This window comes from Massilia sp. CCM 8734 (assembly GCF_011682155.1).
Taxonomy (GTDB): Bacteria; Pseudomonadota; Gammaproteobacteria; order Burkholderiales; family Burkholderiaceae_D; genus Telluria_A; species Telluria_A rubra.
Window position 1 is genome coordinate 171,910 of the sequence record NZ_WHJI01000007.1, and the last position, 17,105, is coordinate 189,014.

The following is a 17,105-nucleotide window of genomic DNA, read 5'->3' on the forward strand; positions in this document are numbered from 1 at the left end:
TTCAGCGCGACAAGGGCTTACTGCACGAAGCGGATCTGACGCAGTTTGTACTGCACGCCCTGCTGATCGCCCCACTTCGGCAAGGTGCCGAACGGCATGCCGATGTTGCGCAGGTCAAAGCAAGGATCGGCCGCCGCAGTCAGCGTACTGACCTTGACCGAGACCGGTGTCCAGCCACCCGGCGCCGGACGGCCGAAGACATGATCGCCCGACTTGCAATTGGTGCCCGGGCTTTCCATCTTGACCGCCAGGCCGCCGCTGTTGGCCCCATAGCTGCCGACATTGATCTCGAACTGCAGGGTGCCGCCGGCGAAGTTGCTCAGATTGACTGGCGTGCCGGTGATCATCACCAGGCCGTCGCCACCGTCGGCGGCGAAACTCATGTCCAGCCCATCGGCTTGGGTGAGGCTGGCCTTGACGTGGCTGCCATTGGACGAGTACGTGGTCAGCGCCAGGTCGCCCGTCAGCGCGCCCGCACTGAACACGCCGTACGTCGGCCCCGGCAGCGGCGGCCCGAACACCACCGGTTCCGGCACCAGGCTGGCGCAGGTGGCGGCATCGGCATCCTTGGCCGCGCCCGGCACCCAGCGGATGTTGGCGAACGAGGCCGCAAACGCCTTCTCGGTGTAGACCAGGAACGGCGTATCGACCAGGGTGAAGTCGGCGCCCTTGGCGGCGAAGCAGGACAGCGGCAATTTCACGGTGCGCTTTAGCGCCAGCGGCAAGCCCTTGAACAAGCTGGTGGCGTCGACTTCGCCCGCGCAAGGGTGCTTGCAGTCCACCCGCATTTTCACCGCCCCGGCCGGCGCCTTGTGCACGATGGTGTCGAACACCAGGGCCGCGTCGGCGTTGAGGTAGCTTTCACGGTCGGCCGTGGTCGCCGCTTGCGAGTAAAACTGGCCGGCGCCGCTCCAGGTGATTTTCTTGCCGTCCTGCTGGACATTGATCTGGGTGGTTTCGGCTTTGACGTTGGGCAGGGTCGTGACCGCGTTCAAGTCGGCGCCCAGCGGCAGCGACCAGGCGCTCGGGTCGCCGATGCGGGTCGTGTAGGGCGCCTGGTCGGCCGACCGGAACACCTCCAGGTCGCTACTGGCCTGGCTGCCGTTACCGGCGACCTGGGCGCAACCGAGGGTGGGCGCCGTTTCGTCCAGCCTGGCCAGTTTGGTGTCGTCCGCGTAGCGCATCCCGAAGCCATAGGCAAACAGCGGATCGTAGCTGGCGTCGCCCTTGTTGGCCATCTGGCACGCCGTTTTGGGCCAGGAGAAGGACAGCTTGCCGTTGAAGTCCAGATTGACGTCGCCATTGTCCTTGCGGAACAGCACATCGGTGACACCCTTGCCTTCGGTGCCGGGCAGCCAGGCCACCACGAACGCATTCGAGCGGTTCAGCTCCTTGTTGACCCAGAGCGGACGGCCGGTGATCAGCACGGTGACCACCGGCACGCCCTTGCCGCTGACGGCATCGAGCACGGCCAGGTCTTCCGGATAGCGGCGCGCGTGCTCCAGGGTGCCGCTCTTGCCGATGTCGCCCACCCCTTCGGCGTACGGGGTTTCGCCGATGACGGCGATGACGGCCTTGAAGTCGGCCAGCTTGAAGCCGGCCACGTTCATGTCCGCGGCGTTCTGGCGGTACACCACGTTGGCCTCGCCGGCCACCGACTTGATCGCCGTCAGGATGCTGTCCGCGTTCGGGAAATCGGCATTGGTATTGGCCGTGCCCTGCCAGGTGAGCGACCAGCCGCCGGTTTGATTGGACAGGCTGTCGGCGCTTTTGCCGACCACCAGGATCTTGTCGCCGCGCTTGAGCGGCAACACCTTGTTATCGTTTTTCAGCAGCACAAGCGACTTTTGCACCGCTTCGCGCGCCAGTGCACGATGCTGCAGACGGCTGGCGTCGGTGTACTGGCGTTCCAGCGGCGATTTGGCGCTCATGATGCCAGCGCGAAATTTCACGCGCAGGATGCGGGTCACGGCATCATTCATGCGCGCCAGCGGAATGTCGCCCTTGTTGACCGAGGCGATGGTGTTGTCGATAAACTCTTTCCACTTGTCCGGGACCATGATCATGTCGACGCCGGCGTTGATCGCCTGTGCGCAGCCGCCGTCGTTGCAGCCCGGCACCTGGGCGTGGCCGTTCCAGTCGCCGATGACGAAGCCGTCGAAGCCCATCTTGGTCTTGAGCACATCGGTCAACATCTCTTTGCTGCCGTGCATTTTGCCGACCTTGATATTCAGGCTCTCATTGTCCCAACTGTTAAACGAGGCCATCACGGTCTGGGCGCCGGCGCCGAGGGCGTGGTAATACCCCTGGCCATGGATGTTGATCATGTCGTTGCGGCTGGACATGTTGACGCCTTGATCCCTGCCCAGATCGGTGCCGCCGTCGCCAATGAAGTGCTTGGCCGTGGCGATGACGTTGCCGCTGCCGGCGAAATCGTTCTGCAAGCCCTTGACCATTTCACGCGCATATTTGGTGATGATGAGCGGATCTTCCGAATAACTTTCGTAGGTGCGGCCCCAGCGGTCATCGCGCACCACCGCCAGGGTCGGGGCGAAGGTCCAGTCGATCCCGGTGGAAGACACTTGCGCGGCCACGGCCGCGCCGATGCGGCGCATCATGGCCGGATCGTTGGCTGCGCCCAGGCCGATGTTATGCGGGAACATGGTAGCGCCGAACACATTATTGTGGCCGTGCACCGCGTCGGTACCCCAGATCACCGGGATCTTGACCTTGGCATCGGTGGCCATCGACGCTTTCCAGTACGCGTCGGCCAGCTTGACCCAGTCTGCCGGCGCGGCCAGCTTGTTGTTACCTGGGAAAGAACCACCGCCGTTCAGCACCGAGCCGATGTAGTACTGGCGCACCTGCTCCGGCGTGATGCTCTTGATTTCAGGCTGCGTCATCTGGCCGACTTTCTCGGCCACGCTCATCCCCGCCACGATGGCGGCGATGGCGGACTCGATCGCCGGATCTTTCTTGATATCGCTGGCCACGTTGGGGAAGTCGCTGTACTGCGTCACCGTGTCGACGGCGACCGGCGGCGGCGTGGGGATCTCCGGCCTGGCCGGGTCGCTGTCGCCATCGCAGGCGGCCAGCATGGCGCCACAGGCGGCCGCTGCCAGCAGCGTCCGGATCAAGGTAGGTAAGGTGTTTCGCATCTTGTTGGTCTCCTGATTGAATGGCTGGGGCGCGCCAGCGCTGTGCCGCACCGTGAACGGACACCCAGGCAAGGAAGCGGCGGCAATCGCGGAAAGCGAAATTGGAAGCGCTTCACTCGCACTTTCATTATTTAACAGAATTAACCAAAAAGATAATGTTTTCTGAACATTTTCGCCAGGCCCGGGCCTGGCGCGCATGGACACTAGACGAAGACGGGCTCGGTTTCGAGGGAGACGCCGAAGCGGGCCAGCACATCGGCCTGGATGGCGCGCGCCAGCGCGAGCACCTCGGCGCCGCTGGCGCCGCCACGGTTGACCAGCACCAGCGCCTGTTTTTCGTAGACGCCGGCCGCGCCCAGGCTGCGCCCTTTCCAGCCGCACTGGTCGATCAGCCAGCCGGCCGCGAGCTTTTCGCCACCGTCGGCCTGTTTGTGATGCACCAGCGCGGGGTGCGCGGCCAGCAAGGCGGCACATTGTTCGCTACTTACCACGGGATTTTTGAAGAAGCTGCCGGCGTTGCCGATCTGCGCCGGATCGGGCAGCTTGCGGCGCCGGATCGCCACCACCGCATCGCTGACCTGCTGCGCGGTCGGCGCTCCCAGAGCGCTTGCCGCAAGTCCGCTTGCCGCAAGTTCCTGCGCCAGTTCGGCGTACTTCAGGTTCGGCGTCCACGCGCGCGGCAGCGCGAAGGTGACGTCGACAATCACCAGCCCGGCCCCGTCGGCATGCTTGAACACGCTGTCGCGGTAGCCGAAGCGGCAGGCCGCCGCGTCCATCGTGCGCAGTTGGCCGCTGGCCACGTCGAACACGGTCAGCGCATGGAACACATCCTTGACTTCGGCCCCGTACGCGCCAATATTCTGGATCGGCGAGGCGCCCACCGTGCCGGGAATGAGGGCCATGTTTTCCAGCCCGCCCAGCCCCTGCGCGAGCGTCCACTGCACGAAGCCGTGCCAGTTTTCGCCGGCGCCGGCGCGCACCAGCACGCTGCCGCCGTCCTCGCCCGCGGTGTCGCCCCCGGTGTCGCCCACGACGGCGCGCCCTTCGATGGCCATGTGCAGCACCAGCCCGTCGAAGTCGCCCGTGAGCACGAGGTTGCTGCCGCCGCCAAGCAGCAGGCGCGGCATGGCGGCGAGCACCGGGTCGGCCAGCACCTGCGCCAGTTGCCCGACCTGCGTCACCTTCAGGTAGGCGCGCGCGCGCGCGTCGATACCGAATGTATTGACGCTACGGAGGGAAAAGTCGGGCGAAATGACGAGGTCTGTTGGCATGAATGAGCGTTCTGGAGGCATTTAGGGGAAAAAACCGGTTCAGTTCAGGGGCGCCGCCCCCGTTGTCCGTTAAAATATCGGCATTCTACATTTTGCAAGTAAAAAGGATCCCATTATGCCGTCGTTTGATGTCGTCTCCGAAGCAGACATGATTGAAGTGAAAAACGCCGTCGAGCAGTCCAACAAGGAAATCACCACCCGTTTCGATTTCAAGGGCAGCTCGGCCAAGGTGGAACAGAAGGATACCGAATTGACCGCCTTCGCCGATTCCGATTTCCAGCTCTCGCAGGTGCGCGATGTGCTGACCAATAAGCTGGCCAAGCGCAAGGTCGATGTGCGTTTCCTCGATGAAGGCAAGATCGAGAAAATCGGCGGCGACAAGGTCAAGCAGGTCATCAAGGTGAAAAACGGGATCGAAACCGACGACGCCAAGAAAATCGTCAAGGTCATCAAGGATAGCAAGATGAAGGTCCAGGCCAGCATCCAGGGCGAATCGGTGCGTGTCACCGGCGCCAAGCGCGATGACTTGCAGGCCGCCATGGCGATGCTGCGCAAGGATGTGCCGGATATGCCGCTGGAATTCAATAACTTCCGCGATTGATCGGTTTCATCGTTCAATCGACAGTAACCGGCCCTTCGCGCCGGGAATGGATGAACAAACCGGGGCGCTTGGTCCCGGTTTTGCTCGCTGGAACGTAGAACACCAAGGTCGCTTGGGGTAGAATTGTAGGTGCGCAAGCTGGCCGCAGGCCGCGCCGGCGCACCAGTAAACTTGGCAGTCTAAGGATAGCAATGAAACGTGTTGATGATTTCCGCCTGCGTCTGGGCAACAAGGACTATGTGCCCATCATGATCGGTGGCATGGGGGTCGATATTTCGACCTCCGAACTGGCACTCGAAGCGGCGCGCCTGGGCGGGATCGGGCATATTTCCGATGCCATGGTCGAGGATGTCTCGGACCGCAAGTTCGACACCAGCTATGTCAAAGACAAAACCAAGACCTATAAGTTCAATATTAACAATATGGACAAGGCGGTGGTGCAGTTCGACCTGTCGCGCCTGGCCGACGCCACGCGCCGCCACGTCGGCGCGACCATGGAAGCGAAACGCGGCGATGGCCTCATTTTCGTGAACTGCATGGAAAAGCTGACCATGAATTCGCCGCGCGAAACCTTGCGCACGCGCCTGACCGCCGCGCTCGACGCCGGCATCGACGGCATCACCATGTCGGCCGGCCTGCACCTGGGCTCGTTCGCCCTGATCGCCGACCATCCGCGTTTCCGCGACGCCAAGCTGGGCATCATCGTCTCGTCCGTGCGCGCGCTGCAGATTTTCCTGCGCAAGGTCGCCAAGCTGGACCGCCTGCCCGACTTCATCATCGTCGAAGGCCCGCTGGCCGGCGGCCACCTCGGTTTCGGCATGGACTGGGCCGAGTACGACCTGCACACCATCATGGATGAAATCCATGCCTACATGCGCGCAGAAAAGCTTGAGATCCCATTGATCGCGGCCGGTGGCGTGTTCACCGGCACCGACGCGGCCGGCTTCCTGGAAAAAGGCGCCGCCGGCGTGCAGGTGGCGACCCGCTTCACCATCACCCACGAATGCGGCCTGCCGGACAAGGTCAAGCAGGAGTACGTGCGCGCCACCGAAGACGACATCATCGTCAACGGCATTTCGCCGACCGGCTATCCGATGCGCATGCTCAAGAGCACCCCGGCGATCGGCGCCGGCATCCGTCCGGGCTGCGAGTCGTATGGTTATCTGCTTGATGCGACCGGCAACTGTTCCTACATCAATGCCTACAACCGCGAAGTGCTGGCCAATCCGGACAGCAAGACCGTGGTGGTGATGGACAAGACCTGCCTGTGCACGCACATGCGCAATTTCAATTGCTGGACCTGCGGCCACTATACGTATCGCCTCAAGGATACGACCCACAAGCTGGCGGACGGCAATTACCAGATGCTGTCGGCCGAGCATGTGTTCCAGGATTACCAGTTCAGCGTCGACAACCAGATCGCCCTGCCGGTGCGCCAGGAAATCGCGCTGGCGTAAGGGTGCGCTGATGCCTGCCGGCGGGCTGCTTGCCCGCCGCTTTCATTGAATCGCCGCTCGCGGCGAACCTTCCGCGCATTTGCCGGTCCAATCCCCATTATGGTCGATTGGAGAGGCGCATGCCTGACCGCGAGAACACCTTTTATGCCGCCCTGTTGATCGATGCGGGCGGCCATATCATTACGTGGAACGCGGCTTGCGAAAAAGTGCTCGGCATTGCCGCCGCCGATGCCTTGCACCAGCCGCTGACGGCGCTGCTCAGCGAGCACGGGCGCCGCGTCTGGCGCCAGCACTGGAGCGAGTTTCCCAGCGATTGCGATGCTTCCGAGCTCGAATTCGTGCGCGCCGACGGCAGCGTCCACACCATTTTCCTGACCCTGCTGCCGCAGCATGGCAACGACGGCGCGCTCACCCATCTGGTGGCCCTGCTCGACGGCGCCTGCGACGAGTCCGATTCCGAGGCGGTCGGGCGCATGCCGCTGTCGAGCATCATCGACGTGCTTCCCGGCACCTTCTACGTCTTGCGCGAGGATGGCAGCTTTGCGCTGTGGAACAAGACGCTGGAACAGGTGACGTCCATGACGTCCGACGAAGTGCGCAGCGCCAACGCGCTCGACATGTACGACCTGGCCGAAAAACGCCTGATCGCGGCCACGATCCGCAACGTGTTCGAGCACGGCGCCCCGTCCATGGTCGAGGCGAACTATCTCGACAAGTTCGGCCGCGCCACGCCCTACCTGCTGTGCGGCGCGCGTATCAGCTGCCGCGGCCGCTATTACCTGTGCGGCATGGGGCTCGATATTTCCGAACGGCGCGCCCAGGAAGACCGCCTGCGCCTGCGCGAACGCGCCCTGCACGCCACCAGCAGCGGCCTGGTCATTTCGCGCTGCGCCGGCAAGGATAATCCGATCGAGTGCGCCAACCCGGCCTTCGAGCGCATCACCGGCTACAGCGCCGAGGAAGTGATCGGACGCGATGCGCGTTTCATGGGCATGCCCGGCATGGACGAGGACGAACGCGACCAGTTGCGCGCGGCCGTGCGCGAGCGGCGCGAAGTGAACGTGGTGTTCCGCAACCGGCGCCGCAATGGCGAGCTGTTCTGGAACGACCTGACCATCACGCCGGTCAGCGACGGGCGCGGCAAGGTCACCCATTTCATCGGCGTGATCAACGACGTCACGGCCGTCAAGCAGCGCACCGCCCACCTCGAACACGAGGTCAACCACGATGCGCTGACCGGCCTGGCAAACCGCACCCTGCTGTGGGACCGGCTGGAACAGGCGCTGCACATGGCCCAGCGCAACAAGTCGCTGGTGGCCACGGTGCTGATCGACCTCAACGGCTTCAAGCAGATCAACGACAGCCATGGCCACGAGGCGGGCGACGAGGTGCTCAAAATGGTGGCGCGGCGCCTGCAATCGTCGGTGCGCGAGAGCGACACGGTGGCGCGCCTGTCGGGCGACGAGTTCGTGCTGGTGCTGGTCAACCAGCCATCGCTGCGCTACACCTTGCGCATGATCGAGCGCTTGCGGGTGGCCATGTCGCAGCCGGTCAGCTTCGATTCGAACGATATCGCGGTCGGCGGCAGCATCGGCGTGAGCGTGTATCCGCATGATGGCGGTGGCGCGCTCGACCTGGTGCGCGCGGCCGACGTGGCGATGTACCACGCCAAGGCGGCCAGGACGGGCGAGGTGCATTTCTTTTCGGCCGACATGAAGTCGACCACCCAGGCCAAGCAAAAGCTGGAAGACGCCATGCGCGGCGCGCTCGAACGCCACGAAATGTTCCTGCTGTACCAGCCCCAGATCTGCCTGCGCAGCGGCCGCATCCAGGGCCTGGAAGCGCTGTTGCGCTGGCGCCATCCGGAACTGGGGGTGCTGGCGCCGGCCTCCTTCCTGCCCGAAGCCGAAGAAAGCGGCCTGATCGTGGCCATTGGCGACTATGTGCTCGAAGAAGCCTGTCTGTTCATGCAGCGCATGGGCAGCGCCGGATTTGCCCCGCTGCCGGTGGCGGTCAACGCCTCCAGCCGTGAATTTTCCCAGCCCCATTATGCCGAACACATCGCCGGCATCCTGGCGACCCACAAGATCGCGCCGTCCCAACTGGAACTGGAATTGCGCGAAGAGAGCCTGAACGCGAATGCGCACCTGAGCGTGGAAGTGGTGTCGCAATTGCGCGACCTGGGCGTGCTGCGCTCGCTCGACGCCTTTGGCGACGCTTCGACGAACCTGAATTTCTTGCAAAAACTGCCGCTCACGCACGTCAAGCTGGCCAAGGTGGCGGTGCACCAGATCACGTCCGACGAGCGCAGCGGCGCGATGGCCAAGGCGCTGATCGACGTCGGCCACGACCTCGGCGCGCGCGTCATCGCCAAGGGGGTGGAAACACGGCTGCAGATGGAGTTTTTACGGGCCAACCGTTGCGACGAGCTGCAGGGCACGTATTTCAGCGCCCCGCTGGCCGAGCATGCCTTGCACGCTATGCTGGTGGCGGCGCCGGCGGCCTGAGGCCCCCGCGCTCAGCCCTCGCTGGTGATGCGCTGGATCAGCGCGCCCAGCACTTCCTCGGCCAGTTCGTTCGAGACCTGGCAGGTGCCGGCGTTTTCGTGCCCGCCGCCGCCGTATTCGAGCATCAGGGCGCCGATGTGGGTGCGCGAGGTCCGGTTCAGGATCGACTTGCCGGTGGCGAACACGGTGTTCTGGTTTTTCAGGCCCCACAGCACGTGGATCGAGATGTTCGTTTCCGGGAACAGGGCGTAGATGATGAAGCGGTTGCCGGCGTAAATGGTTTCTTCCTGACGCAGGTCGAGCACGACCAGGTTGCGGTGCACCGTGGCGCAGCGCTTGATCTGCTCCTTGCACTTGCTGTTGTGCTCGACGTACAGGTCCATGCGTTCCTTGACGTCGGGCAGCGTCATGATGTCGTCGATGTTGTGATTTTTGCAATAATCGATCAAGTCCATCATCAGGGCGTAGTTCGAGATGCGGAAATCGCGGAAGCGCCCCAGCCCGGTACGGGCGTCCATCAGGAAGTTGAGCAAGTCCCAGCCGTGCGGATCGAGCACTTCCTCCTGGTTAAAGCGCGCCGCGTCGCCCTTGTCGACGGCGGCCATCATGTCGTACCAGGCGGCCGGGAAGGCCGAGGCGCCGCCGTAGTAGTCGTACACCACCCGCGCCGCCGAGGGCGCTTCAGGATGGATGATGTGGTTAGCGCGCTCGCCGCTGTTGCGGATCGTTTCGGATGCGTGGTGGTCGAACGCCAGGTGGACCCCGGCCACGTACGGCAGGTTGGTGCTGATGTCGCCGTCGCCGACCACGATTTTGCCGTCCTGCATATCCTTGGGGTGGACAAACAGGATATCGTCGATCAGGTCCAGGTGTTTGAGCAAGACGGCGCAGACCAGGCCATCGAAATCGCTACGCGTGATCAAACGGTATTTTTTCACATCGGCAGACATAAGACATCCCCTTGGGCAGGTGGAACAGCGGGCCGGCCGCGACCGGTTCGATCCTTCATCATACCGCGCAACCGACCGCTGCGGCGCGATCGTCGGCGCTGGCGGGGCGCTGGCGCGACAAAGCGCGCGCGTGGCGCCCGCCTGCGCCCTGGCGCCCCACCGGCCCGGCTGGCGCGCTTTGTTCCCCCGATTATGCAGCCTGTCGCAAAGGCCGCGCAGCGCGGCGGGCGGCGTCCTACAGTGACAACATCTCATCAGTATTGCGCGCCGCGAGGCGCTTTTTACGGCGGGCACAGGCGCGCAGCAGTTACACTCTTCGCTACGACAATGTCACGCAATCTCACGCCCTTGTAAACCACGCAGTTTTTATACAATCTAACGGAACACACTCACCATGGAAGCACGCCGCCCTCCCGAGCAAGCCATCGCGACCGTCCTGGCCTGGCTGCACCGCGCCTTCGACGCCACCGCCACCTGGGTGACCCAGCTATCGTGGTGGAAGTTTTTCCTGTTCGCGGCGCTGGCCCTGATTGCCGCGTCGATCTTGCAGAACGAACTGTTCTCGGGCGGGGACGTGGTCGAGGTGCGCCAGGAACGCAAGCGCGACAAGCGCGAAGGCAATATCATCTTCGACGACAGCGGCATCAGCTACAGCCCGCCGAAAAAGCGCAGCGCCCCGCCCGAACCGGCCGAACCGCCCGAGCCGCCCGAAGCGGCCGAGCCGCCCGAGCCGCCGCAGCCGCCCGAGCCGCCCGGCACCGCCGCGCATACGGGCAAACCGGCCGTCGCGACCGTGCCGGACATCCCACCGGCGCCGTCCGTGCCGGACGCCGACGGCGAAGTGCGCGTCGCGCTGCCGCCACAGATCGTCGAGGGTTTGTCGAGCGCGATCGAAGCGGCGGTCGAAAATGCCGCTGAAGAAAAAGTAAAGGTGTATCACGGCCAGGCCTCGACCTGGTTCAAGAGTTTCATTTCCTTGCTGGTGCTGGCCCTGTTCGCCACCAAGGCGCTGGTCGGCGGCAAGAAGCGCGCCGAAGCCGAGACCCAGACCGCGAACGCCGCCGCCGAGCGCGAATCGATGCAGCGCCAGCTGTCGGAAGCGCGCATGCAGATGATGCAGGCCCAGGTCGAGCCGCACTTTTTATTCAATACCCTGGCCTCGGTCGAATACCTGATCGAGACCGATCCGCCGCGCGCCTCGGCCATGCAGCGCAGCTTGATCCAGTACCTGCGCGCGGTGCTGCCGCAGATGCGCGACAACGCCGTGGTCACCAACCTCGGGCGCGAAGCGGACATGGTCAAAGCCTACCTGAGCCTGCTGAAGATGCGGATGGAAGAACGCTTGCAGGTCGACCTGCGCATTCCCGACGGCCTGCGCAGCGCGGCGTTTCCGCCGATGATGCTGCAATCGATGGTCGAGAACGCCATCAAGCACGGCCTCGAATGCAAGCCGGAAGGCGGCTCCCTGTCCATCGTGGCCGAGGTGGCGCACAACAAGCTGCGCGTGATCGTCAGCGATGACGGGGTCGGTTTCGGCGTGTTTCCCAGCGACGGCACCGGGCTGGGCCTGATGACGATCCGCGAACGCCTCAAGCTGCTCCATGGCGACGCCGGCCAGTTGCACATCGCCGCCAACACGCCGAGCGGCGTGATCGCCACCATCGAAGTGCCCTATCAGGTATCGAAGTAATGCACAAGCAAGCGCAGCCGTTGAAAACTGGCCAAGGAATTGATTGATTAAAGCCCGGTTTCGTTGAATAATTGGCACTCTTGCCTCTCACCAGAAACGCACCATGCCTACCGCTATTATTGCCGACGACGAAAGACTGATGCGCGACCAGTTGCGCCTGCGCCTGAACCAGGCATGGCCCGAACTGGACATCGTCGGCGAGGCCAAGAACGGCGATGAAGCGATCGAGCTGGTCAGCCAGCTCAAGCCGGACCTGACCTTCCTCGACATCCGCATGCCGGGCAAGACCGGCATGGAAGCGGCGCGCGCGATCGGCGCCGGCAGCAATATCGTGTTCGTCACCGCCTACGACCAGTACGCGGTCGAAGCGTTCGAGCGCGGCGCGGTCGACTACGTGCTCAAGCCGCCCGAGGCCGAGCGCCTGCAGGTGACCATCGACCGCCTCAAGGCGCGCCTGGCCAAGCCGAAGGAAGCGGTCAACGACAGCGTCACCGCCATGCTCTCGCAGCTGGCCGAAAAAATGGCGGCGCCCAAGCCGACCTACCTGCAATGGATCCAGGCCAGCATCGGCCAGGACTTGCGCATGATTCCGGTCGAGGACATCCTGTTTTTCCGCTCCGACGAAAAATACACCTGCGTGCAGACCGAGCGCTTCGAAGCGCTGATCCGCAAACCGGTGCGCGACCTGGCCGAGGAACTCGATCCGGCCCTGTTCTGGCAGATTCACCGCGCCACCCTGGTCAACGTCAACGCCATCGAAGGGGTCACGCGCGACATCCGCGGGCGCCACCTGGTGCTCATCAAAGGCAAGAGCGACAAGCTCGAAGTGAGCCGCAGCTTCTTGCACCTGTTCAAGCAAATGTAAAACAGCGCCGCGCCGCTCGCGGCGCCTGCTTTCCGTTCCATGCACCATCTTGCGACCCGCCATGACATTCCGTACCCCGCCGCGCACCGCACCGCGTTTTGCGCCCCGTTTTGCGCCCCGTTTTGCGCCCGGGTTTGCGCCCCCGTCGGCGTCCGGTTTGTCGCGCCTCAAGGCGCTCGCCAACCCCGCTTTTATAATCAGCCCACGGTCCGCGTCCCGCGGGCCTTTGACGGCAGGCACGCATGGCACACCAGCGTTTTTCCCGCTTCCTGAGCTGGGGTGCGATCATGTTCGTGCTCGGTTTGCTGGGCGGTCACTCCCTCGCGCGCTTGTTCGCGTATAACCGCTGGCCGCGCTTTGCGCGCAGCCACAGCCGCGAGATCATCCAGAACGCGAGCGAAGCGATCATCTCCACCGACGATACGCAGACCATCGTGCTGGCCAACCCGTCGGCTGCGGCGATGTTCTCGACCACGATCGAGCAGATGCAGGGCAGTCCGCTGCAACAGTTCATCGCGCCGCTGCCCACCGTCACCGGCGACGCCGCGCCCGCCTATTTCGGCGACGTGGCCGGCCGCGCCGGCCGCCGCGCCACCGATTACGCCGTCACGGGCGTGCGTGCGAGCGGCGAAACGTTCCCGCTCGAAGGCTCCATTTCCAGCATGATCGAGGCCGACCGCACCATCTACACCATCATCCTGCGCGATGTGACGGAGCGCCAGCAGGTGCAGGAAAAGCTGTCGCGCTCGCATGCACAGCTGCGCCAGCTGTCCTCGGCCCTGCAAACCGTGCGCGAGGAAGAACGCGCCCACATCGCGCGCGAGCTGCACGACGACCTCGGCCAACTGCTGGCCTCGCTACGGATGGACCTGAACCTGCTGCAAAAGGAGCCCGACGCCAGCAGCAACGGCCAGCGCCTGATGAATGGCATGGAAGATAACCTGCTCACGGCGATTACCTCGCTGCGCCGCATCGCCACCAACCTGCGCCCGCGCGCGCTCGACGAAGGCGGCCTGTATTTCGCGCTGCAGGGCTTGCGCGACGAATTCGTCGAACGGCACGGCATCGCCTGCTCGCTGTTCGCCGACGAAGCCGAGCTGCGCCTCGACGACGCGGCCAGCACCGCCATTTTCCGCATCGTCCAGGAAGCGCTGACCAATATCGCGCGCCACGCCGGGGCCAGCAATGTGACCATGTATGTATACCGCATCGACGGCCAGTTGCTGGTCTCGATCCGCGACGACGGGCGCGGCATCCAGGCGGCCGACATGGAAAAAGCCCAGTCGCTCGGCCTGATCGGCATGCGCGAACGGGTGTGGGGAATGAAGGGCGAGATCACCGTCAGCGGCGACGATCCGCCCGGAACCCGGATCGATATCGTCTTGCCCTTGCCCGAAAGTACGCGCGACGAGGCCGCCAACGAGCGCGCCGCCGGCGCACCGGAACGGGCGCGTCCGCTGCCCCCGCCGGTCGCCTGAGATTTCCCATATCGCCCGCAACGGCGGGCGATATGCGGCATTGCACCATTCCCCACGGCTTCCATTAAGCGCACCTGAAGCGTGCATTTGCAGGGTATTGACGCCCTATTGCAGGGCAAAACCAGACTGTCTCATTCTTGCCACATTTCACTTTGTCATGGATTTGACATACGTGGAAGCTATAATTACGTCCGATTAAGAGCATCCCTGGTTAATCGACCCTTATCTGTGCAACTTTTTGGAGATTTATATGCAATGCAAACTGATGGCCGTTGTCCTGGCCGCTGCGATTCCCCTGTGCGCTTCCGCTCAATCGAGCGTCACGATCTACGGTGTTGCAGACGCTGCGCTGGCTAAAGAAGACACGGGCGCTCCAGGCGGAAGCCGTACAGTCGTCAACTCGGGCAACCAGTCGACCAGCCGTATCGGATTCCGTGGCGTTGAAGATCTGGGCAAGGGCCTGAGCGCTGTGTTCAACATCGAAGCTGGCGTCGCACTCGACACCGGCAAGCAAGATGAAGTCATGTTCGGCCGCCGCTCGGTCGTTGGTCTGAAGGGCAACTTCGGTACCGTCATGATCGGTCGCGAGTACACCCCAATCGCTGACGTCGCTAACGCAAGCGATATCAACGGCCAGGGCTTCTACGGCACCAACCTGAATTCCTTCGGCGGTGGTCGTCTGACCCGTCGTATCAGCAACTCGGTCAACTACAAATCGAACTCGATGGGCGGCGTGATCGTCACCGCCGGCTACGGCTTGGGCGAAACCGCAACCGGTCCTTCGCAGGATCTGATGGGCCTGGCAGTTGAGTACAAAGCCAACAACATCTACGTCGGCGCTGGTTACCACCAGGTCGAGCGCCTGGCTGCTGGCGACGACAAAGAAATGATCTTCGGCGCAGGCTTCACCGCTGGCGCGATCGAAGTGCGTGGTAACTACCTGGTTGCCAACCCAACCGGCAACAGCAACAAGTATGAGCAGGCCAATGCTGGCGTGTCGTACACCTTCGGCGACAACAAGATCTACGGTAACCTGCAGCAGAGCAAACTCGAAGGCGGCGCCAAGGGCAACGGCTACTCGCTGGCTTACTCGTACGCTCTGTCGAAGCGCACCAATGTGTACACTTCGTACGCAACGATCCGCAACAACAATAAAGCAGCCTTCGGTGTCTTCTCCGCTGGCGCTCAAGTTACTCCAGAAAAAGGCCAGGTCGGTTCCGATCCTAGCGCTTTCTCGGTCGGCGTTCGTCACTCGTTCTAAATTCACTGACGCGCTTACCCGCGTTTAGCTGAACAAACACCCCGCACGCTGCCTGGCAGCCTGCGGGGTTTTTTTATGCCTGATTGCACGTTTATGCGCATTCATGTATATTTGTGCGCATTCATTCCTGTCTGATTGTCCTGATGCCCGCCGATCCCCTCCTCCTGCAGGAACGCCATGCCCTGATCCTGCAACGCCTGCAAAGCGACGGACGGGTGCTGGCGCCCGACCTGGCCCAGTGGCTGCAAGTGTCCGAAGACACCATCCGGCGCGACCTGCGCGACCTGGCCGCCGCCGGCCTGTGCCAGAAAGTGTATGGCGGCGCCCTGCGCATGCCGCTGCCGGCCGCCCCGGGCGGCACCCCGGCCCAGCGCCGCAGCGCCCAGACCGACCGCAAGGCGCGCCTGGCCGCCGCCGCCGCGCCCTGCGTGGCGCCCGGCAGCGTGCTGTTCATCGATGCCGGCTCGACCAACCTGGCGATCGCGCAAGCGCTGGGCGAGGCGCGCCTGACCGTGATCACCAACGCCCCGGCGATTGCCGCCGCGCTGGTCGACAAGGCGCTGATCGAGCTGATCGTCATTGGCGGGCGCATCCATGCCGAGACCGGCGCCAGCATCGGCGCGACCGCCCTGCGCGACCTGGAACTGATCAGCCCCGACCTGTACATCCTGGGCGCTTGCGGGGTCGATGCGCAGGCCGGCATCAGCGCCATCCATTACGAGGAAGCCGAATTCAAGCGCCGCGTTGCCGCCCTCAGCAAAGCGGTGCTGGTCGCCACCACCAGCGACAAGGTCGGCACCGCCGCGCCGTATGCGGTGCTGGCGGCGTCCAGCCTCACCGAGCTGGTCGTCGAGCACGATATCGATGCGCGCCAGTTTGACGCCTTCGCGGCGCGCGGCGTGCGCGTGCGGCGCGCCGCCGCGCCTTGAGCGTTACCATTTTCCAAAAGAAATTATGTCAGGTACCGGAGCGCAACGACGTCTTTCCACCCGCCTCGCCTTCCTGGCCATGTCGGCCTGGGCGAAGGCCAGCTGTTCAGCGTGGGTGGCTTCCTGGGTGCGGGCACGATGCGCGGGTGCGCGATGCGCCCATCTTCGTCATGCCGCTCGAGTTTGCCGGGCTCGGCTGTGCAATGCTGCTGATCGCGGCCAGCGCGACACTGGGCGCGTCGAGCGCGCCCAAGGCGGTAGCGCAGTAACTTACTTGAGCCGGCAGGTCAGCAGCCAGTAGTATTCCAGGCGCACGATCTTGATTTCGCGCACAGAGGAAGCGAGCTTCTTGCGCAGCGCGCTGTCGGAGGGATAGGTTTTGGGAATCTCGTAGCGCTCGCCATCGGGCGCGATGCGGATCTGGTAAGTGTTGCCTTCCATATCGGTGCGCGCCACGGTTTCGCTGCTGCCTTCCACATACGCATCGTCCAGCAAGACGATGAACATATCGTCGCCGACCTTGCTGCGCAATTGGGCCAGGAAACGTTCCTGCTCTTCGCGCTTGACGTGCGACCACCAGAAGCCGATGAACACGGCCGTGTAGCTGCCGATATCGTCCGGCAGGTTCCAGGCGTCCGCCACCTTGAAGTCGACCTTGTCGCCTGGGAGCGCGCGCAGCTTGCCCAGCGCGATCATTTCGGGATTGATATCGGTGGCGACCACCTTGTCGGCCGTCTCGGCGATGACGGCGGTCCAGTAACCGGTGCCGCAGGCCAGTTCCAGCACGGTATGGCCGCGCAGGGTCTCGGCCACGTGGCCGCGCATGGCGGCCAGGTCGTCCTTGCGTTCCGGCCGGTCGTAGATGCGGTCGTGGTTCGATGCGCTCTTGGCGTAAAACTGTGCAGATTGTTCGGTGATCATATTTTTCTTGGTGTGAA

General features: G+C 63.7%; 13 protein-coding genes. 9 read left to right on the top strand and 4 right to left on the bottom strand.

Annotated elements, in window-relative coordinates; genetic code table 11:
- Nucleotides 1-17 precede the first annotated feature (17 nt).
- Both F2P46_RS09335 and murB read right to left on the bottom strand, forming a co-directional pair.
- Nucleotides 18-3,158 carry an exo 1,3/1,4-beta-D-glucan glucohydrolase gene (locus F2P46_RS09335; protein ID WP_229509181.1) on the bottom strand — a complete coding sequence of 1,047 codons (3,141 nt, stop codon included), beginning with the start codon at nucleotides 3,156-3,158 and terminating at the stop codon, nucleotides 18-20.
- Nucleotides 3,159-3,361: 203 nt separating this feature from the next.
- Entirely contained in the window at nucleotides 3,362-4,429 is a 1,068-nt protein-coding gene (gene murB / locus F2P46_RS09340) for a UDP-N-acetylmuramate dehydrogenase (RefSeq protein ID WP_166887946.1), read from the bottom strand.
- A gap of 115 nt (nucleotides 4,430-4,544) precedes the next feature.
- On the opposite strand from murB, the gene F2P46_RS09345 reads away from it, so the two are divergent.
- The 3 genes from F2P46_RS09345 to F2P46_RS09355 all read left to right on the top strand — a co-directional run bounded on the left by F2P46_RS09345 (nucleotide 4,545) and on the right by F2P46_RS09355 (nucleotide 8,994).
- Nucleotides 4,545-5,030, top strand: coding sequence for a YajQ family cyclic di-GMP-binding protein (locus F2P46_RS09345; protein WP_099881460.1), 486 nt, complete (start codon nucleotides 4,545-4,547; stop codon nucleotides 5,028-5,030).
- Between the two features lie 191 nt (nucleotides 5,031-5,221).
- Nucleotides 5,222-6,487 (top strand): nitronate monooxygenase, encoded by a 1,266-nt coding sequence (locus F2P46_RS09350; RefSeq protein ID WP_166887949.1) that lies wholly within the window; start codon nucleotides 5,222-5,224, stop codon nucleotides 6,485-6,487.
- 119 nt (nucleotides 6,488-6,606) lie between these two features.
- Complete coding sequence (locus F2P46_RS09355; RefSeq protein ID WP_166887952.1) at nucleotides 6,607-8,994, top strand: bifunctional diguanylate cyclase/phosphodiesterase; 2,388 nt, start codon at nucleotides 6,607-6,609, stop codon at nucleotides 8,992-8,994.
- A gap of 11 nt (nucleotides 8,995-9,005) precedes the next feature.
- Here the strand turns inward: F2P46_RS09355 and F2P46_RS09360 are convergent, their stop codons facing one another.
- A complete protein-coding gene (locus F2P46_RS09360) occupies nucleotides 9,006-9,944 on the bottom strand; it encodes an exopolyphosphatase (RefSeq protein ID WP_166887955.1) in 939 nt (312 codons plus the stop codon).
- A 394-nt stretch (nucleotides 9,945-10,338) separates the two neighbouring features.
- Here F2P46_RS09360 and F2P46_RS09365 point away from each other — a divergent pair, with 394 nt between their 5' ends.
- The 6 genes from F2P46_RS09365 to F2P46_RS38225 all read left to right on the top strand — a co-directional run bounded on the left by F2P46_RS09365 (nucleotide 10,339) and on the right by F2P46_RS38225 (nucleotide 16,436).
- Nucleotides 10,339-11,634, top strand: a complete 1,296-nt coding sequence (locus tag F2P46_RS09365) for a sensor histidine kinase (RefSeq protein ID WP_166887958.1) — start codon at nucleotides 10,339-10,341, stop codon at nucleotides 11,632-11,634.
- 103 nt (nucleotides 11,635-11,737) lie between these two features.
- On the top strand, nucleotides 11,738-12,499 hold the full coding sequence (locus F2P46_RS09370; protein WP_166887961.1) for a LytTR family DNA-binding domain-containing protein: 762 nt from the start codon (nucleotides 11,738-11,740) through the stop codon (nucleotides 12,497-12,499).
- A 242-nt stretch (nucleotides 12,500-12,741) separates the two neighbouring features.
- A complete protein-coding gene (locus F2P46_RS09375; RefSeq protein WP_229509182.1) occupies nucleotides 12,742-13,977 on the top strand; it encodes a PAS domain-containing sensor histidine kinase in 1,236 nt (411 codons plus the stop codon).
- Nucleotides 13,978-14,227: 250 nt separating this feature from the next.
- Nucleotides 14,228-15,238, top strand: coding sequence for a porin (locus F2P46_RS09380; RefSeq protein ID WP_166887964.1), 1,011 nt, complete (start codon nucleotides 14,228-14,230; stop codon nucleotides 15,236-15,238).
- Between the two features lie 143 nt (nucleotides 15,239-15,381).
- Nucleotides 15,382-16,167, top strand: coding sequence for a DeoR/GlpR family DNA-binding transcription regulator (locus F2P46_RS09385; protein WP_166887967.1), 786 nt, complete (start codon nucleotides 15,382-15,384; stop codon nucleotides 16,165-16,167).
- 146 nt (nucleotides 16,168-16,313) lie between these two features.
- Nucleotides 16,314-16,436: a hypothetical protein gene (locus F2P46_RS38225; protein ID WP_267875841.1), complete on the top strand. Its 123-nt coding sequence runs from the start codon at nucleotides 16,314-16,316 to the stop codon at nucleotides 16,434-16,436.
- Nucleotide 16,437: 1 nt separating this feature from the next.
- Here the strand turns inward: F2P46_RS38225 and F2P46_RS09390 are convergent, their stop codons facing one another.
- Nucleotides 16,438-17,088 (bottom strand): class I SAM-dependent methyltransferase, encoded by a 651-nt coding sequence (locus F2P46_RS09390; protein WP_166887970.1) that lies wholly within the window; start codon nucleotides 17,086-17,088, stop codon nucleotides 16,438-16,440.
- Between the last annotated feature and the right edge of the window lie 17 nt (nucleotides 17,089-17,105).